At 67.8% G+C, this 25037-nt stretch carries 25 protein-coding genes, 3 tRNA genes, 2 rRNA genes and 1 pseudogene; 24 read left to right on the top strand and 7 right to left on the bottom strand.

Going from position 1 to position 25037, the window contains the following annotated elements; all coding sequences use genetic code 11:
* Positions 1–244: ribosomal RNA gene (locus tag SCI24_RS13720) — 23S ribosomal RNA — on the top strand; the annotation flags it as partial.
* An 83-nt stretch (positions 245–327) separates the two neighbouring features.
* Positions 328–443 (top strand): 5S ribosomal RNA (rrf, locus tag SCI24_RS13725).
* 319 nt (positions 444–762) lie between these two features.
* On the opposite strand, the gene SCI24_RS13730 is transcribed toward rrf, so the two are convergent.
* Entirely contained in the window at positions 763–1221 is a 459-nt protein-coding gene (locus SCI24_RS13730; protein WP_318725918.1) for a VOC family protein, read from the bottom strand.
* Positions 1218–2285: a histidinol-phosphate transaminase gene (hisC, locus tag SCI24_RS13735; RefSeq protein WP_318725919.1), complete on the bottom strand. Its 1068-nt coding sequence runs from the start codon at positions 2283–2285 to the stop codon at positions 1218–1220. Before hisC ends, SCI24_RS13730 begins: the two co-directional genes overlap by 4 nt.
* Before the next feature lie 121 nt (positions 2286–2406).
* Between hisC and SCI24_RS13740 the strand changes: the two genes are divergently transcribed.
* From SCI24_RS13740 to mnmH, 5 genes are all read left to right on the top strand, one after another.
* A complete protein-coding gene (locus SCI24_RS13740; protein WP_318725920.1) occupies positions 2407–3300 on the top strand; it encodes an AEC family transporter in 894 nt (297 codons plus the stop codon).
* 100 nt (positions 3301–3400) lie between these two features.
* Positions 3401–3850, top strand: coding sequence for a copper resistance protein NlpE N-terminal domain-containing protein (locus SCI24_RS13745; protein ID WP_318725921.1), 450 nt, complete (start codon positions 3401–3403; stop codon positions 3848–3850).
* Between the two features lie 114 nt (positions 3851–3964).
* Positions 3965–5344 (top strand): DNA repair protein RadA, encoded by a 1380-nt coding sequence (gene radA / locus SCI24_RS13750; protein WP_318725922.1) that lies wholly within the window; start codon positions 3965–3967, stop codon positions 5342–5344.
* A 50-nt stretch (positions 5345–5394) separates the two neighbouring features.
* Positions 5395–6432 (top strand): selenide, water dikinase SelD, encoded by a 1038-nt coding sequence (selD, locus tag SCI24_RS13755; protein WP_318725923.1) that lies wholly within the window; start codon positions 5395–5397, stop codon positions 6430–6432.
* The gene (gene mnmH / locus SCI24_RS13760) at positions 6429–7550 is read left to right on the top strand and encodes a tRNA 2-selenouridine(34) synthase MnmH (RefSeq protein ID WP_318725924.1); all 1122 of its coding nucleotides are present in this window, start codon (positions 6429–6431) and stop codon (positions 7548–7550) included. Before selD ends, mnmH begins: the two co-directional genes overlap by 4 nt.
* Before the next feature lie 4 nt (positions 7551–7554).
* Here mnmH and SCI24_RS13765 read toward each other — a convergent pair whose 3' ends face one another.
* Positions 7555–8253 carry a type 1 glutamine amidotransferase gene (locus SCI24_RS13765; RefSeq protein ID WP_318725925.1) on the bottom strand — a complete coding sequence of 233 codons (699 nt, stop codon included), beginning with the start codon at positions 8251–8253 and terminating at the stop codon, positions 7555–7557.
* A gap of 55 nt (positions 8254–8308) precedes the next feature.
* On the opposite strand from SCI24_RS13765, the gene SCI24_RS13770 reads away from it, so the two are divergent.
* On the top strand, positions 8309–8602 hold the full coding sequence (locus SCI24_RS13770; RefSeq protein ID WP_318725926.1) for an MGMT family protein: 294 nt from the start codon (positions 8309–8311) through the stop codon (positions 8600–8602).
* Between the two features lie 26 nt (positions 8603–8628).
* On the top strand, positions 8629–9213 hold the full coding sequence (locus SCI24_RS13775; protein WP_318725927.1) for a YjaG family protein: 585 nt from the start codon (positions 8629–8631) through the stop codon (positions 9211–9213).
* A gap of 54 nt (positions 9214–9267) precedes the next feature.
* Here SCI24_RS13775 and hisF read toward each other — a convergent pair whose 3' ends face one another.
* The 4 genes from hisF to hisB form a co-directional block, all read right to left on the bottom strand.
* Complete coding sequence (gene hisF, locus SCI24_RS13780) at positions 9268–10041, bottom strand: imidazole glycerol phosphate synthase subunit HisF (protein ID WP_318725928.1); 774 nt, start codon at positions 10039–10041, stop codon at positions 9268–9270.
* 3 nt (positions 10042–10044) lie between these two features.
* Positions 10045–10791 (bottom strand): 1-(5-phosphoribosyl)-5-[(5-phosphoribosylamino)methylideneamino]imidazole-4-carboxamide isomerase, encoded by a 747-nt coding sequence (hisA, locus tag SCI24_RS13785; RefSeq protein WP_318725929.1) that lies wholly within the window; start codon positions 10789–10791, stop codon positions 10045–10047.
* Between the two features lie 87 nt (positions 10792–10878).
* The gene (hisH, locus tag SCI24_RS13790) at positions 10879–11520 is read right to left on the bottom strand and encodes an imidazole glycerol phosphate synthase subunit HisH (RefSeq protein WP_318725930.1); all 642 of its coding nucleotides are present in this window, start codon (positions 11518–11520) and stop codon (positions 10879–10881) included.
* A gap of 31 nt (positions 11521–11551) precedes the next feature.
* A complete protein-coding gene (hisB, locus tag SCI24_RS13795) occupies positions 11552–12145 on the bottom strand; it encodes an imidazoleglycerol-phosphate dehydratase HisB (protein WP_282734409.1) in 594 nt (197 codons plus the stop codon).
* 193 nt (positions 12146–12338) lie between these two features.
* Between hisB and SCI24_RS13800 the strand changes: the two genes are divergently transcribed.
* The 15 genes and pseudogenes from SCI24_RS13800 to SCI24_RS13870 all read left to right on the top strand — a co-directional run bounded on the left by SCI24_RS13800 (position 12339) and on the right by SCI24_RS13870 (position 24720).
* Entirely contained in the window at positions 12339–12791 is a 453-nt protein-coding gene (locus SCI24_RS13800; RefSeq protein WP_318725931.1) for an acetyl-CoA sensor PanZ family protein, read from the top strand.
* The gene (locus SCI24_RS13805) at positions 12788–15133 is read left to right on the top strand and encodes an AsmA family protein (RefSeq protein WP_318725932.1); all 2346 of its coding nucleotides are present in this window, start codon (positions 12788–12790) and stop codon (positions 15131–15133) included. Before SCI24_RS13800 ends, SCI24_RS13805 begins: the two co-directional genes overlap by 4 nt.
* 69 nt (positions 15134–15202) lie before the next feature.
* Positions 15203–16288: pseudogene (gene mutY, locus SCI24_RS13810) on the top strand (A/G-specific adenine glycosylase); the annotation flags it as partial.
* A gap of 27 nt (positions 16289–16315) precedes the next feature.
* Complete coding sequence (locus tag SCI24_RS13815; RefSeq protein WP_318725940.1) at positions 16316–16588, top strand: oxidative damage protection protein; 273 nt, start codon at positions 16316–16318, stop codon at positions 16586–16588.
* A 92-nt stretch (positions 16589–16680) separates the two neighbouring features.
* Positions 16681–16756: transfer RNA gene (locus SCI24_RS13820), tRNA-Phe, on the top strand.
* A 6-nt stretch (positions 16757–16762) separates the two neighbouring features.
* Positions 16763–16837: transfer RNA gene (locus SCI24_RS13825), tRNA-Gln, on the top strand.
* A gap of 43 nt (positions 16838–16880) precedes the next feature.
* Positions 16881–16956: transfer RNA gene (locus SCI24_RS13830), tRNA-Thr, on the top strand.
* Between the two features lie 138 nt (positions 16957–17094).
* Positions 17095–17961: a ParA family protein gene (locus tag SCI24_RS13835; protein ID WP_318725933.1), complete on the top strand. Its 867-nt coding sequence runs from the start codon at positions 17095–17097 to the stop codon at positions 17959–17961.
* Positions 17948–19351 (top strand): replicative DNA helicase, encoded by a 1404-nt coding sequence (dnaB, locus tag SCI24_RS13840; RefSeq protein ID WP_318725934.1) that lies wholly within the window; start codon positions 17948–17950, stop codon positions 19349–19351. Before SCI24_RS13835 ends, dnaB begins: the two co-directional genes overlap by 14 nt.
* A complete protein-coding gene (locus SCI24_RS13845) occupies positions 19348–19728 on the top strand; it encodes a hypothetical protein (protein ID WP_318725935.1) in 381 nt (126 codons plus the stop codon). Before dnaB ends, SCI24_RS13845 begins: the two co-directional genes overlap by 4 nt.
* Entirely contained in the window at positions 19721–19957 is a 237-nt protein-coding gene (locus tag SCI24_RS13850; RefSeq protein WP_318725936.1) for a type II toxin-antitoxin system HicA family toxin, read from the top strand. Before SCI24_RS13845 ends, SCI24_RS13850 begins: the two co-directional genes overlap by 8 nt.
* 75 nt (positions 19958–20032) lie before the next feature.
* Positions 20033–21937: a ParB family protein gene (locus tag SCI24_RS13855; RefSeq protein ID WP_318725937.1), complete on the top strand. Its 1905-nt coding sequence runs from the start codon at positions 20033–20035 to the stop codon at positions 21935–21937.
* Positions 21934–22536, top strand: coding sequence for a DUF2857 domain-containing protein (locus SCI24_RS13860; RefSeq protein ID WP_023004696.1), 603 nt, complete (start codon positions 21934–21936; stop codon positions 22534–22536). Before SCI24_RS13855 ends, SCI24_RS13860 begins: the two co-directional genes overlap by 4 nt.
* Positions 22536–23858, top strand: a complete 1323-nt coding sequence (locus tag SCI24_RS13865; RefSeq protein WP_318725938.1) for an STY4528 family pathogenicity island replication protein — start codon at positions 22536–22538, stop codon at positions 23856–23858. The genes SCI24_RS13860 and SCI24_RS13865 overlap by 1 nt, the downstream gene beginning before the upstream one ends.
* A 112-nt stretch (positions 23859–23970) precedes the next feature.
* Entirely contained in the window at positions 23971–24720 is a 750-nt protein-coding gene (locus SCI24_RS13870; RefSeq protein WP_318725939.1) for a PFL_4669 family integrating conjugative element protein, read from the top strand.
* Positions 24721–25037: the final 317 nt, after the last annotated feature.

The raw sequence follows: 25037 nt of genomic DNA on the forward strand, positions 1-25037 counted from the left end.
GAGGACCGGAGTGGACGCACCTCTGGTGTTCCGGTTGTCACGCCAGTGGCATTGCCGGGTAGCTATGTGCGGACGGGATAACCGCTGAAAGCATCTAAGCGGGAAGCCCCCTTCAAGATGAGACATCCCCGAGGCCTCGAGCCTCCTGAAGGGCCCAGCGAGACCAGCTGGTTGATAGGCCGAGTGTGGAAGCGCTGCAAGGCGTTGAGCTAACCGGTACTAATGGCCCGTGAGGCTTGACCATATAACACCCAAGCGGTCTGCCGATGGCGACCGACAGCCGGATACGATGAGACGTATCAGCTCAGCATGATTCACCGTTTTTCGCCTGACGACCATAGCGTGCGGGAACCACCTGATCCCATGCCGAACTCAGCAGTGAAACCGCTCAGCGCCGATGGTAGTGTGGGGCCTCCCCATGCGAGAGTAGGTCATCGTCAGGCACCTATCCCGAAAAGACCCCGTGTTCGAAAGAGCACGGGGTCTTTTCATGTGCGTCGGCCAAACGGATGTGATGTCAGGGCCTCCCCCTGGAGAATAGCGGAGCGCCGCCCGCCGGGAGGCCGGCCCAATCATCGTCAGGCACTTATTCTGAAACCCCGGCCATTGGTCGGGGTTTCGCCGTTCCGGGGGCCTCCCCCTGGAGAGTAGCGGAGTGCCGCCCGCCGGAGCCCGGCGCAATCATCGTCAGGCACCTATCCCGAGAAGACCCCGTGTTCGAAAAGAGCACGGGGTCTTTTCATTTCAGGAACCCCGGCTTCGTCAGAAGCCGGGGTTTCCTCGTTTATGGCCGCCGATCCGGTGATCCGGTGTTGGCACTTCGTACAGCTCTATCGGGGTGCCATCGGGGTCGGCCAGGAAGGTGAAGCGTGAGCCGGTCATCTCGTCGACCCGGATGGGTTCCGGCTGGGCACCCCTCGCCCTCAGCAGGTCGATGCAGGCCTCGAGGTCCAGGGTAGCCAGGGCGAGATGGCGAAGGCCACAGGCTTCAGGGTAGCTGGGACGTGGCGGCGGCGAGGGGAAGGAGAACAGCTCCAGCTGGATTCCCCCCGGCAGGCGCAGATCCAGCTTGTGACTCTCCCGCTCGGCTCGCCAGGTCTCCTGGATGATCTCGGCATCCATCACCTCGAGATAGAAGCGCCGGGCGCGGTCGTAGTCGGCGGTGATCAGCGCCACATGATGGACCCTGGAAAGGGGCAGTCGATGGCGTTCCCTGGTCATGGGTGGCCCTGGCGACACTGGCTCTCGAGCGCCTCGATAAGGCTGTCCATTTCGTCATCGGTGCCGATGGAGATCCGCAGGTGGTCGCGCAGCACCTCGGTGTTGAAGTGTCGCACCAGCACGCCGCGCTCGCGCAGGCCCACGAAGAGCTGGGCGGCATCGAACTCCGGGTGGCTGACCAGCACGAAGTTGGTCTGCGAGGGCAGCACCTGGAAGCCCAGGGCCTCGAGGCGCACCCGGGTGCGCTCGCGGGTGGTGATCACCGCCTCGCGGCAGGCCTCGAAGTGCTCGCGGTCCCTCAGGGAGGCGATGCCCAGGGCGCTGGCCAGGCTGTCGACGGGGTAGGAGTTGAAGGAGTCCTTGACCCGCTCCAGCCCCTCGATCAACTCGCGGGAGCCCACCGCATAGCCGAGCCGCAGGCCGGCCAGGCTGCGTGACTTGGAGAAGGTGCCGGTGACCAGCAGGTTGGGGAAGCACTCGACCAGCGGCACGGCACTCTCGCCGCCGAAGTCCACGTAGGCCTCGTCGACCAGCACCACCGCCTCGGAGACCCGCTCCAGCAGCCCGGCGATTGCCTCGCGTCCATGGCCATGGCCGGTGGGGGCGTTGGGGTTGGCGAAGATCACCCCGCCGGCATCCTGGTCGAAGGCATCGAGGTCGACGCGCCACTGGGCGTCGAGGGGGTGGGTGCGGCGCTCGACGCCATAGAGGCGGCAGTAGACCGGATAGAAGCTGTAGGAGATGCTCGGCATCTCCAGCGGCCGCGCCTGGCGGAAGAAGGCCTGGAAGGCCAGGGCGAGCACCTCGTCGGAGCCGTTGCCGACGAACACCTGCTCCATTGCCACTCCGAGCTCCTCCGCCAGGGCCTCGCGCAGGGCGCGGGACTCCGGGTCCGGATAGCGCCGCAGGTGGTCGGCGGGGAAGTCGCGCAGGGCGGCCTCGACGCCGGGGGCTGGCGGATAGGGGTTCTCGTTGGTGTTCAGCTTGATCAGGCGCTCGCGGGGCTGCTCGCCCGGGACATAGGGGGTCAGCTCGCGAACAGCGGGGCTCCAGAACTTGCTCATGGTCACTCGCTCGGGGGATTGGACTTTGGTCATGGTGACCCGAGCAGCATGACCGCGCAAGCCGCGGCCATGCTAGTCTCGGGGGCCGCCATCGATCATTCGCTGCCTACGGACCCATGCAATGACCGCCCAGATCCTCGCCACCCTGCTGCCCGTCTTCCTGATCGCCGGCTGCGGGACCCTCTACGGACGCTTCCGCACGCCGGACATCCGTGGCATGAACACCCTCAACATGGAACTGTTCGTGCCGATGCTGGTGTTCGCGGTGCTCGCCGACCGCCAGGCGCCACTGGCAGACTACGCGAGCCTGGCCCTGGCGGGGGCCGTGGTGGTGCTGGGCTCGGGACTCGTGCTCTGGCCGGTGGCGAAATGGCTGAAGCTCGAGACCAAGACCTTCCTGCCGCCGATGATGTTCAACAACTCCGGCAACATGGGGATCCCCCTGCTGGTGCTGGCCTTCGGCGAGAAGGCCCTGCCGGCGGCGGTGGTGCTGTTCATCATCGAGATGCTGCTGCACTTCTCGGTGGGGCTTTACATGCTCAGCCCGCACACCCCCCTGTGGCGGCTGCTGCGCATGCCCATCGTGCTGGCGAGCCTGGCGGGCCTCGCCGTCAACCTGGGCGGCGTGCCCCTGCCGGGTTGGTTCCTGGAGGCGCTGCACATGCTGGGCGGGGTCTGCATCCCGCTGATGCTCTTCGCCCTGGGCGTGCGCATGCTGGACATCGACTTCGGCGACTGGAAGACCGGCCTGCTCGGGGCGGTTCTCTGCCCGCTCTCGGGACTGGTGCTCGCCGTGCCGCTGATCTGGTGGCTCGACCTGTCGGGCCTGCAGGCGGCGGCCCTCTGGGTGTTTGCCGCCCTCCCGCCGGCCGTGTTGAACTACCTGGTGGCCGAGCAGTATCGCCAGGAGCCCCACAAGGTGGCCTCGCTGGTGCTGATCGGCAACCTGGGCAGCCTGGTGGTCATGCCGCTGGTGCTGGCACTGGTCTTCACCCATGTCTATCCGCTGGCCTGATGCAGGGCGGGGAGGCTGTCCGCTGAGGACACGAGAGGTTATGCTGTCACCCAGGCTGCCGTGTATCACGGCGTCATGCCCATTGGTTAGGAGGACACAAATGCAAATCAGGACCTTGCTGGCCGGCACCGCCCTGGCCGCCCTGTTGGCCGGCTGCGCCGCCGGACCCACCGACCAGGCCGCCGCCCCGGAGATGGAAGCGACCACGGCGTCCTACCAGGGAACCCTGCCATGTCGCAACTGCGACGGCATCGACCTGAACGTGACCCTGAACGGCGAGGAGCAGGGTGCCGCCGAGGAGCGCACCTTCGACCTCGAGGCCTCCTATCGCGCGCACCCCCAGAACCCGCCGGACGAGAACTACGCGGGTAACTGGGAGGTCCTCGAGGGGACCGAGCAGGATCCCACCGCCACCGTCTACGAGCTGACGCCCGATGGCGAAGGGCAGACCTACTACTTCCTGCGCGTCGACGAGCAGACCCTCGAGCTGATCGACCCCAACCTGCGCCGCTTCCAGAACAGCGAGATGCTGCAGCTCAAGCGCCTGTAAACGTCTGAATGCGCAGTACCGGGGCGGCCCTCAGGGTCGCCCCTTGTCGTTGCGTGCCTGCCATCGGGCCGTGGCGGATGGAATGGTGACCCCGACCGTGGGAGAGCGAGCCGCATGGCCAAAGCGAAGAGCGCCTTCGTCTGCACCGAGTGTGGTGCCGAGTACCGCAAGTGGCAGGGGCAGTGCAGCAGCTGCCAGGAGTGGAATACCCTGAGCGAGGTCCGCCTCTCGGTGGCGCGGCCCGGTGCCGCCACGGGCGCCACCTCGACCGCACGCGGCGGCTATGCCGGCGGTTTGTCCCGCGAGGTGGTCGACCTGGCCAGCGTCGATCTCAGCGAGGTACCCAGGCTCTCCTCCACCTTCGTGGAGTTCGACCGGGTGCTGGGCGGCGGCCTGGTGCCGGGTTCGGCGGTGCTGCTCGGGGGGCACCCCGGGGCCGGCAAGTCGACCCTGCTGCTGCAGACCGCCTGCAAGCTGGCCCAGTCCCGCCGGGTGGTCTACGTCACCGGCGAGGAGTCGCTCTCCCAGGTGGCGATGCGCGCCCATCGCCTGCAGCTGCCGGTACAGGGCCTGAAGATGCTGGCCGAGACCAGCATCGAGACCATCCTTGCCGTGGCCGAGCGCGAGCGCCCCGAGATCCTGATCATCGACTCCATCCAGACCATGCACCTGGAGGACATCGCCTCGGCCCCCGGCGGCGTGGCCCAGGTGCGCGAGTCCGCCGCGGCCCTGACCCGCTTCGCCAAGCAGAGCAATACCGTGCTGATGCTGGTGGGGCACGTCACCAAGGACGGCAGCCTGGCCGGCCCCAAGGTGCTGGAGCACATGATCGATGCCTCGCTGTTGCTCGAGGGCGGGGCAGACTCGCGCTTTCGTACCCTGCGCGGGCAGAAGAACCGTTTCGGTGCGGTCAACGAGCTCGGCGTGTTCGCCATGCTCGAGCACGGCCTCAAGGAGGTGAAGAACCCCAGTGCCATCTTCCTCTCGCGCAACGAGGAGCAGAGTCCCGGCAGCCTGGTGATGGTGGTCTGGGAGGGCACCCGGCCGATCCTCGTGGAGGTCCAGGCGCTGCTCGACGAGTCGGCGCTGGGCAACCCGCGACGCGTCGCGGTTGGCCTCGACCAGAACCGCCTGGCCATGCTGCTGGCGGTGCTGCATCGCCACGGCGGGCTGTTCACCGGGGATCAGGACGTCTTCCTCAACGTGGTCGGCGGGGTCAAGGTGCTGGAGACCAGCGCCGACCTGGCGGTGCTGCTGGCGGTGGTCTCCAGCCTGCAGAACCGGCCGCTTCCCCGGGAGCTGGTGGTGTTCGGCGAGGTGGGGCTCTCCGGCGAGATCCGCCCGGTTCCCAGTGGCCAGGAGCGCATCGTCGAGGCGGCCAAGCACGGCTTCAAGCGGGCCATCGTGCCCCGCGGCAATGCCCCCAAGCGCTCGCCCGAGGGCATGGAGGTGGTTGCCGTGGACAAGCTCGCCGAGGCCCTGGACGCCCTCTAGGTCCCCCACTCTGATGTAGAATGCGGGTAGTGAAAGCCAAGGAGAACGAGATGAGCGCCATCCGCCTGACCCAGTACAGCCACGGCGCCGGCTGCGGCTGCAAGATCGCCCCCGACGTGCTCGACGGCATCCTCGCCAAGGCCGGCCCCGGGGCCAGCCACTCGCGGCTGATCGTCGGCAACCAGGGACGCGAGGACGCCGCCGTCTACGACCTGGGCGACGGTCGCGGCATGATCGCCACCACCGACTTCTTCATGCCCATCGTCGACGACCCCTTCGATTTTGGCCGCATCGCGGCGATCAATGCCATCAGCGATGTCTATGCCATGGGCGGCAAGCCGGTGCTGGCGCTGGGCATCCTCGGCTGGCCGCTGGACACGCTCGGCGCCGAGGTCGCCGGCGACGTGGTGGGCGGTGCCCAGGCGGTGTGCCGCGAGCTCGGCGTGGCGCTTGCCGGCGGCCACTCCATCGACGCTCCCGAGCCGATCTTCGGCCTGGCGGTCAACGGCCTCGTCGACCTCGAGCACCTCAAGCTCAACAAGGGCGCCAAGCCCGGCGACCTGCTGTTCCTCACCAAGCCGCTGGGGGTGGGCCTGCTGACCACGGCCGAGAAGCAGGGGCTGATCGAGGCCGGCCACCAGGGCCTGGCGCGGGAGACCATGCTCAAGTCCAACGCCATCGGCATGGAGCTTGCCAAGGTCAAGGGCGTGCATGCCATGACCGACGTCACCGGCTTCGGCCTGGCCGGACACCTCGCCGAGATCTGCACGGCCAGCGGCGTGGCCGCCCGGGTCAACTTCCGCCGCCTGCCACGGCTCGCCGAGGCCGAGGCCTACCGCCGCCAGGGCGCGGTACCCGGCGGCACCAAGCGCAACCGCGAGGCGCTGGGCGCGAGCCTGCCGCAGATGGACGAGGCCCACTGGCAGTGGCTCTGCGACCCGCAGACCTCCGGTGGCCTGCTGCTCTCGGTGCATCCCTCCTGGGAGGACGATGTGGAGCGCATCGGCCGTGCCCATGGCGTCGAGCTCAAGCCCTTCGGCGAGGTCGTCAAGGCCAGCGGGCCGGCGCTGATCGAGGTGCGTGGATGAGCCTGCCGCTGGTCGAGCCCGACTTGTCACTGCTGCGGGAAGGGCGCGTGCTGATCGATGTCCGTGCGCCGGTGGAGTTCGCCCAGGGCGCCCTGCCCGGGGCGGTGAACCTGCCGCTGATGGACGACGAGGAGCGCCACCTCGTGGGGGTCGCCTACAAGGCGCATGGCCAGGACGCCGCCCTCGCCCTGGGCGAGCGGCTGGTCAATGGCGGCCTCAAGGCGGCGCGGGTCGCCGCCTGGCAGCGGCTTCTCGCGGCGCATCCCGATGCCCTCATCTACTGCTTCCGCGGTGGGCTGCGCTCCCAGGTCGCCCAGCAGTGGCTGGCGGATGCCGGCACCCTGCGCCCGCGCATCCGCGGCGGCTGGAAGGCGATGCGCCAGGCCCTCTGCGAACGCATCGACGCCGCGGCCGAGCAGCCGTTGCTGGTGGTGGGTGGTCTCACCGGCTGTGCCAAGACGCCGCTGATTCTGGCGCTGGACAATGGCCTCGACCTGGAGGGCTGTGCCCGCCACAAGGGCTCGGCCTTCGGGCGCCACCCGTTGCCGGCGCCCAGCCAGATCGACTTCGAGCATGCCATGGGACTGCGCCTGCTGGAGCTGCCCGGGCCGCTGGTGGTGGAGGACGAGTCCCGGCGCATCGGGGCGGCCAACATCCCGCTGCGCTTCTGGGAAGGCATGGTGCCGGCGCCGCGCATCCGCATCGAGATGCCCCTGGACTGGCGGCTGGCGCAGATCCGCAAGGACTACATCGACGACCTGTGGGAGGTCCATCGTCGGCAGTTCGGTGACTGGCTGGGCTGGGCGCTGATGCGCAAGCAGCTCGCCACCGCCCTGGGCCGGCTGCGCAAGCGCCTGGGCAGCGAACGCCTGGCGCGCCTGCAGCGCCTGCAGTCGCTCGCCTTCCGCGAGCATGAGCGGGGCAATCGCCAGGCCCATGAGGCCTGGCTGGCCCCGCTGCTGACCGAATACTATGACCCGCTCTATCGCCACCAGCTGGAGAAGCACCCCGAGCGCCACTTCCTCCACGTCGGCGACTGGGAGAGCTGCCTGCAGGTCGCCAGGGAGTGGTCCGCCGAGGCGCGCCGGGACGGCCGGCCGCAGCCTCAGTCGGCCTGAGCCATCAGCCCTGAGCGGTGCTGCCCAGCCACTGGCTGAGCAGGCGGTCGAGCAGCGGGGCCAGCCGGTCGAAGCGCCTCGGGTCGTCGAGCATCGCCGCCCGGTCCTGGGCATGGGGGCTGGTCTCGCTGCCCTCGGGCGGCGCCTGATGATCGAGCAGGGCGGTGACGCTGGCGGCGGTGGCTTCCAGGTGGCAGAGCAGGGCCACCACCCGGCCGTCGTCCCAGGTGAAGCCCTGCAGGGGGCTCGCAGTGCTGCGGCCCAGCGCCAGGGCATAGTCGGGCAGCGCGAAGACCTCGCGGTGCCACATGAAGGCCTCGAAGGTGTCGGGCAGGTCGACGGGGCTCAGCGGGGCGAGGTCCACCCGGTGCCAGCCGGTCTCGGCCACGGTGCCGCGGGCCACCACCGCCCCCAGCGCCTCGGCGATCAGCCGGGCGCCGAAGCCGATCCCCAGCAGCGGCTTGTTGGCGTCCAGCGCCTGGTGGATCAGCTTGCGCTCGCCCCTGAGCCAGGGGCATCGGCCATCCTCGAGACTGCCCTCGGGGCCGTCGAGCACGATCAGCGCATCGCCATCGGCCAGCCGCGGCGGCAGCTCCCCCGCATCGAGGTGGAAGATGGTATGGCTGTGGCCCATGCTGGCAAGCCAGTCGGCGATGCGGGCCGGACCCTGGTGGGGGCTGTGCTGGAGAAGGTGAACGTGCATGCGGGCCTCGCCTTGATGAATGCCGAGTGACGGACGGGACGGAGCGCAAGGGTACATGAAGCCGGAGCTTCGGGAACAGATACTGACCATCCTGGCCGAGATCCCGCCCGGCCGGGTGACCACCTACGGACGGATCGCCGCGATGACCGAGGGCGCCACGCCGCGCCTGGTGGCCCGCGCCTTGCGCGAGCTGCCCGCCGGCCACGACCTGCCCTGGTTCAGGGTCATTACCGCCTCCCGCAAGCTGGCCGATCACGGCGGGGCCGAGGAGCAGCGCCGGCGGCTGGTCGCCGAGGGCGTGCTCTTCGATCCCCGTGGGCGTGTAGCGAAGGAACGCCTCTGGCCCTGAGACAACCCCAACACCAAGGAGACTCCATGAGCGGCTTCTTCCAACGCCTGCAGCAGCTCGACCCGCGCCGCCAGCAAGCCTTCATGGCGGCGCTCTGCGAGCGACTGCTGCCCAACTACCGCCTCTACGCCGAGACCACCGGCCAGGGCGACCCGCATGGCATCAGGGTGATCCTGGACCTTGTCTGGGAGCGGCTGGCGGTGAGGGAGGCGCGCATCGACTTCGACCGCCAGGCCGAGAAGCTCGCCGAGCTGGAGCCCCCCGCCGAGGACGACAGCTTCGGGGCGCGGCGTGCCCTGGAGGCGGTGGTGGCCCTCTCGGCGCTGCTCGATACCCTGCGCGGCGAGGCCCCGGAGGCGGTGCTGGAGGTCAGTCGTACGTCGCGCAGCGGGGTGCGGGCCTATATCGAGCTCACCGAGGGCGAGGAGGACGCCGCGCGGCTGGGCGAGCTGGTGCGCGACCATCCGCTGATGGCGGACGAGAACGACTTCCAGGACGCGGTGCTCGAGGCCGTGGAGGCGGGAGCGCTGGATCGCGAGGCGCTCAAGGCGCTGCGCCGGCTGGGGCGCAACGATGGGGTCAGCAACCTGGGCCTCTCCGCCGAGGAGTAGGCCCACGCCGGCCGGAAGGCAAGGGGCTCACCAAAAGGTGAGCCCGTCGTTTGCTTACAGGCGCATCTCGATCCCCCGCTCGGCCATGTAGCGCTTGGCCTCGGGGATGGTGTACTCGCCGAAGTGGAAGATGCTGGCCGCCAGCACCGCGTCGGCACCGCCCTCGATGACGCCCTCGACCAGGTGGTCGAGGTTGCCGACCCCGCCGGAGGCGATCACCGGCACGCTCACCGCGTCGGCAATGGCGCGGGTCACCCCCAGGTCGAAGCCGACCTTGGTGCCGTCGCGGTCCATGCTGGTCAGCAGCAGTTCGCCGGCGCCGTAGGCCACCATCTTCTTCGCCCACTCCACGGCATCCAGCCCGGTGGGGCGACGTCCGCCATGGGTGAAGATCTCCCAGCGCTCCGGCTCGCCTTCCCCGGAGACCTTCTTGGCATCGATAGCCACCACGATGCACTGGCTGCCGAAGCGCTCGGCGGCCTCGTGCACGAAGTCGGGATTGGTCACCGCGGCGGTGTTGATCGAGACCTTGTCGGCACCGGCGTTGAGCATGGTGCGGATGTCGTCGCAGGTGCGGATGCCGCCGCCCACGGTGAGCGGGATGAACACCTCGCCGGCGATGCGCTCGACCATCTCCACCGTGGTGTCGCGGTCCTCGTGGCTCGCCGTGATGTCGAGGAAGGTGATCTCGTCGGCGCCCTGCTGGTTGTAGCGCTGGGCGATCTCCACCGGGTCACCGGCGTCGCGGATGCCGATGAAATTGACGCCCTTGACCACGCGGCCGGCGTCCACGTCCAGGCACGGAATGATGCGCTTGGCGAGTCCCATGGATCAGCTCCCCTTCTGGCTGAGTGCGTCGCAGAGCCGCTGAGCCTCGGCAACGTCGAGGCTGCCCTCGTAGATGGCGCGCCCGGTGATGGCGCCCAGGATCCCGGGTTCGCCGGCCGCGATCAGGGCACGCAGGTCGTCGAGGTCGGTCACCCCGCCGGAGGCGATTACCGGCAGGCCGCCCTCGCGGGCCAGGGCGGCGGTGGCCTCGACGTTGACGCCGTTCATCATGCCGTCGCGAGCGATGTCGGTGTAGACGATGCTGGAGACGCCGTCGTCGGCGAAGCGCTTCGCCAGGTCCACGGCCTTGACCTCGGAGACCTCGGCCCAGCCGTCGGTGGCCACGAAGCCATCCCGGGCGTCCAGGCCGACGATCACGTGGCCGGGGAAGGCCTTGCACATCTCGCCGACGAAGGCCGGCTCCTTGACCGCCTTGGTACCGATGATCACGTAGGAGACCCCGGCCTCGAGGTAGTGCTCGATGGTCTCGGCGCTGCGGATGCCGCCGCCGATCTGGATCGGCAGGTCGGGCCAGGCACGGGCGATGGCGGTGACCGCCTCGCCGTTGACCGGCATGCCCTCGAAGGCGCCGTTGAGGTCGACCAGGTGCAGGCGCCGGGCGCCGGCCTCGACCCAGCGGGCGGCCATGGCCACCGGGTCGTCGCCGTAGGTGGTGGCATCGTCCATGCGGCCCTGCTTGAGGCGCACGCACTTGCCGTCCTTGAGGTCGATGGCGGGAATTACCAGCATGTCAGTGTCCTCGGTTGGCGCAGCCGCGGGCGCCTGCGGGAAGTGAAGAGGGGCGCGGCCACGGGCGCCTGTAAAGAGTGGCGCCGCTCAGGGCGTCCATTGAACGAAGTTTTCCAGCAGCTTGAGGCCGGCCCGGGAGCTCTTCTCCGGGTGGAACTGCACGGCGAAGGTGGCATCGCGGCCGATGGCCACGTGGGCATTCACGCGACCGTAGTCGGTGGTGCCGAAGACCGTGGCGTCGTCCGCGGCGTCGACGTAGTAGCTGTGCACGAAGTAGAAGTGCTCGTCCTGGTCGATGCCCGCCCACAGGGGATGGTCGTGGTGCTGGTGCACCAGGTTCCAGCCCATGTGGGGCACCTTGAGGCGGTTGCCCCGGTCATCGCGCATGTCGGTCGGGAACTTCCTCACCTCGCCGTGCAGGAAGCCCAGGCAGCCGATGCCGCCGTTCTCCTCGCTGTGATCGAGCAGCATCTGCTGACCGACGCAGATGCCCAGCAGCGGCTTGGCCTGGCGGGCGAGCAGTTCCTCGACCAGGCCTCGCAGCTCGGTCTTCTCGAGCTCGCCCATGCAGTCGCGGATGGCGCCCTGGCCGGGCAGCACCAGGCGGGTGGCGCCGCGGATGCGACGGGCATCCCGCGTCACGATCACGTTCTCGTGGGTGACGTGTTCCAGTGCCTTGGCGACGGAATGCAGGTTGCCCATCCCGTAGTCGATGACGGCAATGGTCATGGAGCGCTCCTCGTGTGATCGTTCGGCGGCCTCAGAGGCTGCCCTTGGTGGACGGCATCTGGCCGGCCATGCGCGGGTCCGGCGCCACGGCCATGCGCAGCGCGCGGCCGAAGGCCTTGAAGATGGTTTCCGCCTGGTGGTGGGCGTTGAAACCCTTCAGGTTGTCGATATGCAGGGTCACCCGGGCATGGTTGACGAAGCCCTGGAAGAACTCCCAGAACAGCTGGGTGTCCAGGCGGCCGATGCTGGCGCGGGTGAACTCGACGTCCATGAACAGTCCCGGGCGGCCGGAGAAGTCCACCACCACCCTCGACAGGGCCTCGTCCAGGGGCACGTAGGCATGGCCGTAACGGTGGATGCCGCGCTTGTCGCCGATCGCCTGGTGGAAGGCCTGGCCCAGGGTGATGCCGAGGTCCTCGACGGTATGGTGGTCATCGATGTGCAGGTCGCCCACCGCCTCGATGTCGAGGTCGATCAGGCCGTGGCGGGCCACCTGGTCGAGCATGTGGTCGAGGAAGGGCACGCCGGTCTCGCAGGCCAGGCGTCCCTCGCCGTCGAGATTGATGGTCACCGTGATCTGGGTTTCCCGGGTGTTCCGGGTGACCGTGGCGATACGCTCGGACATGTCGGGTCTCCAGCGCCGGGGCGCGTGTCGAGAGGGGCCGGTGGCCATCACCGGCCGGCAAGGCGGAAGGGCGCCGGGTGCTGTGCCTGGCGCCGCGAGCCTGCCATTATAGTGAATCGCCTGCCCCATCCGCTACAATGCGGGCCATGACAGTGGTGGCGACCCCGCCGCCCCGGCTCAAGGAGATCCACCCATGCCGGTGATCCTTCAACAGGTCGACCAGGCCGCCTGGGAAGCGGATGCCCAGGTACGCCTCGACCTCGCGCGCATCTACGCCGACGCTCCCGCCGAGCGCCTGCCCCTGCCCGTCGATGACTTCATCCGTGACCACCTCGCGCGTGGCCATCTGTTCAGCTGCGCCCGCTTCAACGACCGGCTGCTGGGCGCCGTGGCGGTGAAGCCCTACCAGGATGCCTGGTGGCTCTCGAACCTCTGCGTGCGCAGGACCACGCGGCGTCGCGGCGTCGGCTCACGGCTGCTGGCGCTGGTCAGCGAGAGCGCCCATGCCGAGGGTCGCCGCCTCTATGCCGACTCCGCCCAGCTGCCGGTGGCCGACCAGATGCTGCTCGCCCGGCTCGGCTACCGGCTCACCCAGGACGGCGACTACTTCGAGCTCGACCTCTCACCACGGGGAGGCCAGCAATGAAGCGCCTGTTGCGGACGCTGCTCGCCGCCATCGGCGTGCTCGGCCTGGTGATGGTCGGCGCCGTGGTCTACGTCACCACCTTCTTCGACCCCGATGACCTCAAGCCGCGGCTGGTCGAGGTGGTGCGCGAGCACAGCGGGCTGGAGCTGAGCCTGGATGGTGCCCTCTCCTGGTCCTTCTATCCCCGCCTGGGGGTGGGCGTGGAGAAGGCCGAGGCCCGCCTGCCGGATCAGCCGGAGGACTCGACGCCCTTCGCCGCCTTCTCCCACGCCGAGGTCAGCCTGGCCTTCACGCCGCTGCTGCGCGGCGAGATCGCCATCGACGGCCTGACCCTCGACGGTCTCTATCTGGACCTCAAGCGCGATGAGCAGGGGGAGGGCAACTGGGAAGTGCTGCTGGAGCGGCTCAGAGAGAGCAGCGAGGAGGCCGAGGCCGCCCTGGCGCCGGCCAGCGCCGGGCCCGATCCCGACATCGACACCGGCCTCTCGGTGGCGCTCAACGTCGCCAGCGTGCAGATCCGTGACGGTGAGGTGCGCTTCCGCGATGCCCTGGGCGACCGCGAGCTGCTCTTCGAGAGCGTCGAGATCAGCGGCAGCAACGTCAATCCCGGGCGGGCCTTCCCGGTCGCGGCCTCCTTCCGGCTGACGGAGCACGAGGGCCTCGACTGGCGGGAGCAGGAGCGCGAGGCGCGCCTGGTCAGCGAGGTCTCCCTGAAGGGGCGGGTGGCCCTGGGCCTGGCAGAGGGTCGGCACGTGCTGGAGGGGCTGAGCCTGGAGACGGTCAACCGCCTCGCCGGCCTCGACAGCGAGCAGAAGGTCAACCTCAAGGGCGCCCAACTGGTGGTGAACGTCGGCGAGGGCAGCCTGCAGCTGGAGGAGGGGCAGCTCGACGCCAGCCTCCAGCATCCGCGCCTGGGCGAGAAGGTGGTGCCGCTGTCGCTGGCCTTCACCATGGATGCCGACCTCGACGAGCAGAGCGCCCGCCTGCGCGACCTGGCGCTCACCGGCCCCGACGGCCTGGCACTCAGCGGCAACCTCAACCTCAGCCAGCTCGCCGAGGCGCCGGCCTACACCGGCCAGCTGCGCCTGGCGCCGCTGTCGCTGCGGCCCTGGCTGGCGCGGCTCGACATGATGCCCGAGATGGCCGATGGCGAGGCGCTATCCGACGTGGCCCTGACCAGCCCCGTCAGCGGCGACCTCGAACGCTTCGAGCTCGCCGGCCTGACCCTGGTGCTGGACGGCAGCACCTTCACCGGCCGCCTGGCGGGGCAGTACGACGGCGAGCAGCTCGCCGCCGACCTGCAGGGCGACAAGCTCGACCTGGATAGCTACCTGCCGCCCCCGGGGGTGGAGGACGATGGCGCCTGGCTGTGGCGCCTGCCGGGCATCCGCCGGGCCCATGCCGCCGAGTCGCAGGGGCTGGTGCCCACGGAGTGGCTCTCCGCCCTCACGCTCGATGCCCACCTGGCCCTGGGCGAGCTGCGCCTGGCGGGGCTGGACTTCCAGGACGTCGACCTGACCCTCGAGGGGCGCGACGGGCGCCACCGCCTGGTCGCCTTCGAGTCGCGTTTCCACGATGGCCGCCTGGCCGCCGACGGCGCCCTCGACCTGCGCGAGACACCGCTCCGCTGGCGGCTGGCGCCGAAGGTCGAGCGGGTGCGCCTGGAGTCGCTGCTCGAGGCCCTCGGCAACGAGCCGGCGCCCCTCAGCGGGCGCTTCAGCGGCGAGGGCGAGCTCGCCACCCGCGGCAACACCCTGGTGGAGCTCAGGCGCCACCTGGGCGGCAACCTCGTTACCCGCGTCGAGGAGGGAGCGATTCCCGGTGTCAACGTCTCCCGGGAGCTGTGTACCACGGCTGCCGCCCTGGAGGGTGAGCAGCTCGACCGCGAGTGGCGCGACGAGACCCGCTTCGAGCGCATCCGGGCCACCTTCAGGCTGGACGAGGGCACCGCCAGGAGTGACGACCTGCTGGTCACGATGCCCGGCATGGAGGTAGGCGGCAAGGGCGAGCTGGACCTGGTCAGCGAGCAGTTCGACCTGCGCGCCGCGCTGCGCCTGGTCAATGCCGAGAACGCCCCCTGCGAGGTCAACCGGCGCCTGGAGCGGGTGCCGTTGCCGGTGCGCTGCAAGGGACAGCTCGACGGCGACCGTGCCGAATGGTGCCGCCTGGACCGCCAGGCCTTCCAGGGCACATTGGCCGAGCTGCTTCGCGACGAGGCCTCGCAGCGCGCCGGCGAGGAGGTCGAGAAGCGTCTCGAGGGTGCCGCCGAGAAGATCGACAAGCGCCTTGGCGAGGAGGCCGGCAAGGAACTTCGCGATGCCCTGAAGGGTCTATTCGATTGAGCAACACGTACGACCAGTCCCTGCGCCGACTTCCCCAGTCGGCGCTTTTTTGTGCGCAGTGAGAGCCCCATGACGGACATGCCGCCAGCCATCCTGCCGCCGGAGCGCTTCCAGCAGCGCCTGCTCGCCTGGTTCGACGAGCACGGCCGCCACGACCTGCCCTGGCAGCACGAGCGCAGCCCCTACCGGGTGTGGGTCTCGGAGATCATGCTGCAGCAGACCCAGGTGGCCACGGTGATCCCCTACTTCGAGCGCTTCATGGCGCGCTTTCCCGACGTGGCGTCGCTGGCGGCGGCCGACCAGGACGAGGTGCTGCACCTGTGGACCGGGCTCGGCTACTACGCCCGGGGGCGCAACCTCCACAAGGCCGCCCGGGTGGTGGTCGATGAGCATGACGGGGCGTTTCCCGTCCACAGCCTCGACGAGATCGCCGCCCTGCCCGGCATCGGCCGCTCCACGGCCGGGGCGATCATCGCCCAGAGCACCGGGCGGCGCGCGGTGATTCTCGACGGCAACGTCAAGCGGGTGCTCACGCGCCTGCACGCCGTGAAGGGCTGGCCGGGACGGCCGGCGGTGGAGCGCCGGCTGTGGGCCCTGGCCGAGCACTACACGCCCGATGAGCGGCTGGTCGACTTCACCCAGGCGATGATGGACCTGGGCGCGACCCTCTGCCGGCGCGGCACCCCCGACTGCGCTCGCTGCCCCTTCGGCGATGTCTGCGTGGCCCACGCTCGCGGCGAGGAAAAGCGCTTTCCCGAGTCCAAGCCGCGAAAGGCCCTGCCCACGCGCACCACCGTCATGCTGCTCCTGCAGGATAAGGAGGGGCGTGTGCTGCTCGAGCAGCGCCCCTCCAGCGGCCTGTGGGGCGGGCTCTGGAGCCTGCCGCAGTTCGACGATGCCGAGGCGCTCCAGGCCTGGCTGGACGCCCGGGCGCCGGGCAGCGCGCTCGAGCCCGCCTGGACGCCCTTCACCCATGTCTTCAGCCACTTTCGCCTCGAGATCACCCCGCAGCCGGCACGGATCGGCCGGCTGGACGCGGTGGACGAGGCGCGCTGCTGGTACGATCCCTCTGATCCCGCCAGCATCGGCCTGGCGGCGCCGGTCAAGGCGCTGCTGGCGTCACTGGCACCCTTCGCACTGACCACACCGCCGGGCCCTGACACCCGCACGAGGAGAGACCCGATGAGCCAGACCGTCTTCTGTCGCAAGTACCAGAAGGAAATGGATGCCCTTCCGTTCCCGCCGCTGCCCGGCAAGAAGGGCCAGGAGATCCAGGCCAGCGTTTCCCGCCAGGCCTGGGAGGAGTGGCAGGCGCTGCAGACTCGCCTGATCAACGAGAAGCACCTCAACATGCTCGATGCCGAATCTCGGGAGTACCTGATGGAGCAGATGGAGCGCTTCCTCGACAACCGCGAGACCGACCAGGCCGAGGGCTATGTTCCCCGGGGCGAGTAGCCCGCCCGTGTCGCCGATCCTCGGCCATCTTTCTGAAACGGAAGGGGTTGACGGAAACGGCCCGCTGGGGTTTAATACGCACCGTTGGCAGCGGCCAGATAGCTCAGTCGGTAGAGCAGGGGATTGAAAATCCCCGTGTCGGCGGTTCGATTCCGTCTCTGGCCACCAATATGCTGGGGTATAGCCAAGTGGTAAGGCACCGGTTTTTGGTATCGGCATTCCCAGGTTCGAATCCTGGTACCCCAGCCACGCCAACCCTGTTTCCGATTCTGTGACTCGAGTCGGTTCCCGAGCCGGCATAGCTCAGTTGGTAGAGCAACTGACTTGTAATCAGTAGGTCCCGGGTTCGACTCCTGGTGCCGGCACCACGTAAATTTCTCGAAATCAGCGTCTTGCGAGCGAGAAGTGGAAGCCCCGCGCGGGGTGGTGTGGATCGAGCCGTCTTCGTGTAATAGCTACAGATCATCAGCCTCACACTTGATTCCATCTGGAACCGAGGTGAGGTTATGCGTGTTGTTTCCGTTGTTTCGACCAAGGGTGGCGTCGGCAAGACCACCGTCACTGCCAATCTGGGTGGCCTGTTGGCCGATGCGGGCCTCAAAGTCCTGTTCATCGACCTGGACAGCCAGCCCACGCTCTCCAGCTACTATCCCCTCCGCACCGAAGCCCCCGGCGGCACCTACGAGCTGATCGCGCTCAGCGATACCGCTCCTGCCCAGGTCATATCGCATACCGCCCATCCCAACCTGGATGTGGTGATCTCCAACGATCACGCCGGCCAGCTCCCTCAGCTGCTGCTCAACGCGCCGGATGGCCGCTTCCGTCTCGCCCAGTTGCTCTCCAGCCTGTCGGGCTATGACCTGATCCTGATTGATACCCAGGGCGCTCGCTCGATCACCCTGGAGATGGCCGTCTTGGCCTCCGATCATGCCCTCTCACCCATCACCCCCGAGCTGCTCTCCGCCCGCGAGTTCGTGCGAGGCACCGTCGGCCTGCTGCGCGATCTCGAAGCGCTTAGCCAGTTCACCCACCTCTCCGTTCCCCCCGTTTCCGTCCTGGTTAACCGCCTGGATGAGACCGCCGATGCGCGGAGCATCCACCAGACGCTGGCGGAGATGTTCGCCGCCGGCGAGCAGGGCGTCAGCGTGATGCAAAGCACCATCCGTGCCGGTGTGGCCTTCCGACAGGCCGCCAGCGCCGGCCTGCCGGCGCACCAGTTCGAGCCGCGCAAGCCCGCCGGTCGCAAGTCGCCCGCCGCCGCCGATCAGGTCAAGGTGATGGCCTGTGAGCTCAACCCCGAGTGGCAGCCGTTGATCGACGCCATGGTCTGCACCACCGCCATGCAGGGGGGCTGCCACGATGAGTGCCATTGAGAACCTGGTCGAACTTCGGGTGGCCGAGGAGCGTCCGGAGGCCGGCTACCTGCCGCCGCATAGTCTGGAGGCGGAGCAGTCGGTGCTGGGAGGTCTGCTGCTGGATAACGCCATGTGGGATGAGGTTGCCGACCGACTGGCACCGGCGATGTTCTACCAGCAGGCCCATCGCCTGGTGTTTCAGGCGATTCAAGGGCTGGCGGAGCGCGACCAGCCAATGGATGTCGTGACGGTGTCCGAGGCGTTGGAAGAAGCGCGTCAGCTTGAACAGGTGGGAGGTCTCGCCTACCTGGCGGAGCTGGCACGCAATACGCCCAGCGCGGCCAATGTCGAGGCCTATGCTGAGATCGTGCGGGACCGCCATGCCCTGCGGCAGCTGATCCATACCTGCTTCACCCTGAACCAGCAGGCCCTGATGGCTCAGGGCCGTTCGGCCACCGAGCTGATCGAGGAGGCCGAGCAGAAGCTCTTTGCCCTGACGGAAGAGAGGAATGAGCGGCTCAGCTCCATGAAGGAGATGCTCGGTGAGGCCATCAACGTCATCGACCGGGCCTTCAATGCACAGGGTGGGGTGACGGGCATCCCGAGCGGCCTAAGCGAGCTGGACTCCATGACTGCGGGCTGGCAGCCAGGGGATCTGATCATCCTGGCCGGCCGCCCCTCCATGGGCAAGACCGCCATGGGGCTCGGTTTCGCGGAGCATGCCCTGACGGCAGAGGACGTTGATGGTCCGGTCTTCATCTTCTCCCTGGAGATGCCGGAAGCGCAGCTGATGCTCCGGCTGATCGCCAGCCTGGGCAATGTCTCCCTGCAGAAGCTGCGCACCGGGAAGATGGAAGACGAGGATTGGCCCAAGGTAACCGCCGCGGTCAGTCGACTCACCCAGCTGGATGGGAAGCTCTTGATCGATGATGCCTCGGGCATCACCGCTTCCAGCCTGAAGGCCCGCGCTCGCCGCATGACCCGCCGCTTCGGCCGCCCCTCCATGATCCTGGTGGACTACCTGCAGCTGCTGCAGGAGCCGGGCAGCGAGAACCGCACCCTCGAGGTGGGCAAGGTCAGCCGCATCCTCAAGGAGACCGCCAAGGAGTTGCGCACCCCAGTGATTGCGCTGTCGCAGCTCAACCGCTCCCTGGAGACCCGCCCCAACAAGCGCCCCTGCATGGCTGATCTGCGCGACAGCGGCGCGCTGGAACAGGATGCCGACCTCATCGCCTTCATCTACCGCGACGAGGTGTATCACCCCGATAACGAAGATAGCCACGGCCTGGCCGAGCTGATTCTGGGCAAGCAGCGCAATGGGCCCACCGGCACCGTGCACCTGGCGTTCCAGGGAGCGTCGGCGCGCTTCAAGCCGTTGGCCTGGCAGCATCAGGAGGTGACCCCATGAGCCAGTATCGCGTGCGCACACCCGAGCCCCGCTCCCGACTTTCAAAGGCGCTGGCTCAGGTCATGAACGAGACTCGCCAGCGTCAGCTTGAGGCTGAGCAGCAGGGGCTCTCATCCCTCGAGCATCTGATCCGTGTGGCACAGGGCCACAGCGGCCAGTCCCACCACCTGCGCCGCCTCCTCCTCGCGCTCTACAACGGCTACCGCTGGCCCTTCGAGATGCAGCGGCTCCGCGGGCTCGACGCGTCGCTACAAGCGGATGCTCTCGCGGTGATCCAGATGGCCACCTATAGCGGCCACGAGATCCACACCTTCATCGAGGGTGGTGATGCCTTGCTGACACGCTTCTGGGAGATCGAGGAGGCCAACGATGAGTAAGTCGCTGTCGGCAGCACGAGGGTGCAAGGGGATGCAGCGCCTGGTGCGCTATGCCGCCACCCGGGGGTGGGAGGTGCAGCGAACCAGCGGCGGGCACCTGAGGTTCAGTAAGCCCGGCTGTGCGCCGGTCTTCACCTCATTCACCACCAAGGACCGCCGCGCCGAGCTCAATGCACGCGCCCAGCTGCGCCGCGCGGAGTGGCAGCAGAGGTTCCGCCATGACGATTGATGCCACTGTCATCAGCACCCAGGCGCCGTTAGCCGGCGCTCTCTCTGCCCGCTTCGTCACGGAGGAATACCGCCGATGAAACGCCCGACCGACCAGCAGCTTCGCGAGCGCCTGATGCAGCCCGGCCCCAAGCGTCAGGGGCAGCCTGTGGATGCAGTGACTCCGCCCGATCAGGAGATGGCCGTCTGGGTCACCCTGGACGTGCTCAAGCCCTACGAGCACAACCCCCGGCAGGTGCAGAATCCCAAGTACGAGGAGATCAAGGCGTCGATCCGTGCCGCGGGCCTCAAGCACAAGCCCCCTGTCACCCAACGGCCGGGCGAGAAGCACTACACCATCTGCGACGGTGGCAATACCCGCCTGCAGATCCTGCGCGAGCTCTATGAAGAGACCGGCGAGTCGCGCTTCCACGCCTTCTATGCTCTGTACCGACCCTGGCAGTCGGAAGTGAAGATGCTGACGGGACACCTCAGCGAGAACGACAACCGTGGCCAGCTGCTCTGGATCGAGCGTGCCAAGGGTGTGGTGGACGCCAGGGCAATGTATGAAGAGGAGAGCGGCAACACGCTCTCGCAGCGCGAACTGGTCAAGCGCCTGGCCGAGGATGGCTACCAGGTCGCCCAGAGCCATATCAGCAGGATGCTCTATACCGTCGAGCACCTGCTGCCCACCCTGCCCAACACCCTCTACAGCGGACTGGGCCGCTCTCAGGTCGAGAAGCTGATCAGCTACCGGGAAGCCTGCCGGCTGCTCTGGGAGCGCTGCACCGAGGAGGTCACTCCCGAGGGCTTTGGCGAGGCCTGGCACCAGACCATGGCCTGGTTCGATGATGAGGGCCAGACCGAGATGAACTGGAGCATGGTGGTGGATCGGCTGTGCGGCATGCTGGCGGACCACACCGGCGTGCACTTCAACGTCTGCGAGCTGACCCTCGATAACATCGTCACCTACCGCAAGCGACGCTGGGACCTGGAAGAGCACCAGGCCTTCGAGGCCCTGGACGTGGAGCTGCAGCAGATGCGCGACCCTGACGCCCAGCCGCCCTCGCTTTATCCGCCGTTGCCCGAGCCCGCCACGGGCGGCGCGCCGGTGGCGAAGGTGCCCGCTTCAGATCCTGGCCGTGAACCTCAATCTCAGCCTCAATCCGCCCCCCAGGCCGAGCAGCTGCCATCGCCTCGGACCCTCAGCAGAGACGCGCCTACCGACGATGAGAGAGCAGAGAGCGCCGAGCTGCTTCGGCTACGTGAGCAGGTTGCCGCGCTGGAGCGCGAAAAGCAGCAGCTGAGCGAGTCACCGTCTCCCTCGGTGCCGGTATTCAGCGAGCCGGCATCGGAGGCGGGTCCAGAGCCCATGGTTGTACCCGCAGAAGAGGAGGGTGACTGGCCAGAGGGCGCAGCGCGGACGGAGGCCGAGCGTGCTGCCCGCCTTGAAGGGCTGACCCAGTCCCGCTGGGAAGAGACTCCAGGGAAGCGCGGCTACCGTCACCATCTGGCCAGCGAGCTCGGCGTGCCCAGCTTCGACTTCGAGCAGCTGGCCCCCCTGGCGGCACCGGTGCTCTCCGGTGAGACCACCCCGCCCATTGCCGACGTCTGGTTTATCGAAGGCGTCGAGGATGAGCCTCGCTCACTGCGTATTCGTATCCGGGAACTGGTGCAGGTCATCGCCCGCTGGGGCGGCTTCGGCGGCAGCGACGTGGTGATCGCCGATGACAACGGCATCGGTTTCGACCTCAACCCGCTGCCCGAGGCGTCCGACCGCCGTGCCCGCTTCGCCTGGCAGGCGCTGGCCAGCCTGCGCGGCGAGCTCAATCCCGAGTACCCCGCCGATGCCACCCTGTGGGGAGCGCTGCTGGGCACCCATCGGGAAGAGGGCACTGAGAGTGCCTGGGACGATGCGGTACTGCTTCGTTTTTTCCGTCTGGTGCGGCTGATTCGCCGCCTTCGTGAACACCTGCAGGGACAACAGGAGGCCCAGTCATGAGCTCTTCTTCCGCCAACCTGAATCAGGCGCTGCTCAGCCAGGTCATGGGGTTTCTTCGTGAGGGCAACATGCGCCGTGCGCTGGCCCTCGGCTTCAGTGAGGATGAGCTGCGTACCCTGCGGCGGCTGAGAGCGAGCGATATCGACTCGCTGGCCTGTGCAGGGCCGGTGGTAGCGCGTTTCTCGGTGGATCACGCCGCACTACGCGGCGTTCTGGCGCGCATCGATCGTGACCAGGATCGCGAGACCCTGATCGATCGCTGCCTGAGGTTGGGGGCTAGCGTCAGCATGATGGGAGCGTTCTTCGGCCTGACCGGCAACGACTGCTCGACGCGCCGTCAGCTGCTGGGCATTGCACCGCGCCAGGGGCGGCTGGCGATGCCGTCGGAGCAGGCAGAGCATGATGCCTGGGAGCGCTGGCAGCATATCGCCCTGGACCCCAAGGCAACCGACGACCTGCAGGGCATGGTTACCCTCGCCGAGGAAACCGACATTCCGTTGGCGGTGGTGTGGCACCTGGTCAAGCAGTGGGTCGACCCCGGCCAGCCGCGCACGGCGCCACCGGCCGAAGAGTGGGCGTCACCTGAAGGAGAGCGGTGATGGTGCAGCTGCGCGATGCTACGCGGCAGGGGCTGGATCGCTTGATTGGCCAGGCGGCTTCCGAGATGACCCAGCGCCGGGGTGACCCCCCGGCGCCTGCCGTTGAGAACGGCGAGGCCGCACACTCGGGCCTTGATGGACTGCTGTTTTTCGGGAACCCCCATGAGACCGTGCCGCGGTCTCTGCTGCTGGATCCGCGCCTCGGGCACGTCGACAAGCTTGGCTGGCAGATGATGCGCATGCTGGTCAATCCGGACCGAACCACCGCGGTGCCGACCTACGACGAACTGCAGCCCTTGCTGCGGGGGGCGCCGAGCCAGAAGGCGTCGAGGGCCACGGTCGCCCGCGTTATCGCTGTGCTTCGTCTGACCCGCTGGGTCAGTCTCGGTCACCGGGCGCGCAACGCGCAGAACGGCCGCATTATCGGCAACGTCTATATCTTGCACGACGAGCCGCTCTCGCCCGCAGAAGCTTCGGTGCTGGATGCAGACTACGTGGAGTACGTGTGTCGTTGCCTGGATCATCAGAACAAGGTGGTTAAGGCCGTCGCTACCATGGTGCTCGAGGAGCTCCAGGAAGCCGGGGCCCTGCATGAGCTGCCGACGCGTCTCGATACCATGGCCTCTCGGTCCAGGCAGGCCCAGCGCCGGTCGCCTGCCAGGCATGATGCTGCCCAGTTCTCCGCCGCGATTGAGCAGAAGAACCAGGGCAAAAACCAGGGCAGGCAGCCGAGTTCTCAGCGAGAACCCGGCCGAGTGAGCCGAGAGAACTGCCCTGGTTTCCAGAGAGAACTAAGTATGGAATCAAAGGCTTACCGGGCTGTCGAGGCAGTTCTTGATGAAAACTCGGGCAGTTCTTCCCGTACAGTACGTACTTCACACTGTGTAAAACCTACAGGTAACCCAGCCGTGAACCTGCACTGGCCGGCATGTCTCGCGATGGATGAGAGCGAGCGTCAGGCCACTCAGCTCCTCATGGCGGACCTGGCCGGAGACACCCAGCAGGCGATTCTCGACGAAGCGGCAGGGCGCATGAGCGGTGGCTCGGTGCGAAACCCCAAGGGCTTCCTGCGAGGGCTGATCAAGCGAGCCATCGGCGGCGAGTTCGTGGCGACCGGCTATGCCCAGGCTCAGGCGGAGCGTCGGGCGGGAAGGGCACCACAGGGGATTCCCCCTGCCACCAAGCGGCCGGCAGCTCGAAGCGTGTCACCGTCCTCTTACCAGACAGCGGAGCCGCCGAGTGCCGAGCCGAGTACCACCTCGCCCGAGGTAGCCCAAGCAGCCCGAGAGCAGTGTCTGCGCTCGCTGGGTTTGTGGCCATAAGGCGGGGAAAACCCACTCAGCGGCCATTAACGATTCCCCTGTCTTGCCCACATCAACTGATTGACAGTGCCTGCCGTACCGCGGACACACATCAGCATGAGGGCAACGCGACATGGCCGTTGATCGCTTGGGAGCACTGCGCAGCAAGATCGAGCTGACGCTTCATACCCACCACGCCGCACGGATCTGGAAGGGACGAGGCGTTGAGACAGGACGTCCGCAGATAATCGGTATGCGGCAGTTCCTGCTGATCTGCGGCGCGATCAAGCAGAACGCCGCCAAGGATGACCCATACGCGGATCACTGGCTGCTGCAGCTGGATGCCAAGCTTGCCGAGACGCGAACTCAGCTGGACCAGCGCCTCCAGGAGCTGGATGGCCTGCTGGCTCAGCTGCCGCCAGAGCTGGACGTGGAAGAGAACCTCAACCAGCAGCCCCTCAAGATTCCCGTCTATACCGGCGGCCAGCACGGCTGGCTCGCCCTGCGCCTGCTGATCGACTTCGACCGCTTCGTCAGGCGCGTCATGCTCGCCCACCATATTGCCCTGATTGGCCGTCGACAGATGGAGGAGTACGTCCGGGTGGGTGGTCACCTCCTGCGCAGCCTTTGCGCGAGCACCCAGAAGTACCCCGGCTTCAGCGGCGCCACCAGGGACGACTTTGCCGCCAACAATGCCAAGGCCCGAAATGCCATCGAGAAGTTCGGTGCACTGCCTGACGATGTGCTCTCCGGCAAACGGCGCAGCGAGTTTGCACCGCCGATTGCCAAGCCGGCGGATTCCCGGGTGGCCAGTGGCGAAGGCGAGTCGAAAGGAGACTCACCGCCTTCCGCTGGGGAGCCAGGAGACGCTCCCTCGACGTGATTCCACTGGAATCACCTGGGCAGCGGTGCCGAGGAGTCCTCTGGGGTGATGCCAGTGGCATCACTTGGGCGGCGATGCCGAGGAGATCCTCGAGGTGATGCCAGTGGCATCACTTGGGCGGCGATGCCGAGGAGATCCTCGAGGTGATGCCAGTGGCATCACGGCAAGTGCGTGAGGGGGCAGCTTGGATACCGCATCGAATAGCTATGGCAACGACGCATTCAACAGCTACGCAAAGGGTTTCCTGATTACGCATAACAGTCAGCCATCTTCAGGAACCGATACGGCATTGGCGGTGTTCTCGCCGCCACCGTGAG

Source organism: Halomonas sp., from assembly GCF_033549285.1.
GTDB lineage: Bacteria > Pseudomonadota > Gammaproteobacteria > Pseudomonadales > Halomonadaceae > Halomonas.